The organism is Kitasatospora sp. NPDC059803 (assembly GCF_042732255.1).
Lineage (GTDB): Bacteria > Actinomycetota > Actinomycetes > Streptomycetales > Streptomycetaceae > Kitasatospora.
The window spans coordinates 1-588 of sequence record NZ_JBHWIJ010000292.1 but is presented as its reverse complement, the minus strand read 5'-3'; the positions used below and the strand labels follow the sequence as shown (position 1 = coordinate 588).

The 588-nt window shown below is 80.4% G+C and carries 1 pseudogene; it reads left to right on the top strand.

What is annotated here, in order from left to right:
• Window positions 1–311 precede the first annotated feature (311 nt).
• Window positions 312–588 (top strand): annotated as a pseudogene (locus ACFV6I_RS32405) (ATP-dependent DNA ligase); the annotation flags it as partial.

The following is a 588-nucleotide window of genomic DNA, read 5'->3' as shown; positions in this document are numbered from 1 at the left end:
GGGCACTCGCGAGAGCCTGTTGTGTGGTCGGGGGGGGTGGGGGGTGTCGCCCGGCGCCCCGCCCCCCCCCCCGCTCCAGCGGGTCGTGGTGGTCAACTCGGTCTCCCTCGGTCGGGCGGGCCCCGGGGTCGCCGGGCCGCGGTGTGGCGCCAGCATGACGGGCCATCGGCTCCGCGCCGAACTCCACCACGGCCAAGACCGGCCGCCCGCGCACTCCACTCCGGCGCGGTACGGACGCGCCCCCCCGCCGTGCGCCGGCCGGTCGGGTGGCCGATCCTGGACGCCCGGCCACGCACCACCCGAGGAGCGCCATGCGGCTGCGGCACCTGGCCCAGACGTCCCGTGCCGTCGCCGCCGAGCCCGGACGGCGGGCCAAGACGGCGCTGCTCGCGGACTGCCTGCGCGCACTGGGCCCGGCCGAGGCCCCGGCGGCGGTGGGTCTGCTGTCGGGCGAGTCGCAGCGGCTGCGTACCGGCGTCGGCCCGGCGGGCCTGCGCGACCTGCCGCCGCCCGCCGCCGAGGCCTCGCTCGGCGTCCGGGAGACCGACCGGGAGCTGGAGCGGATCGCCGGGGTGCACGGGCCCGGCG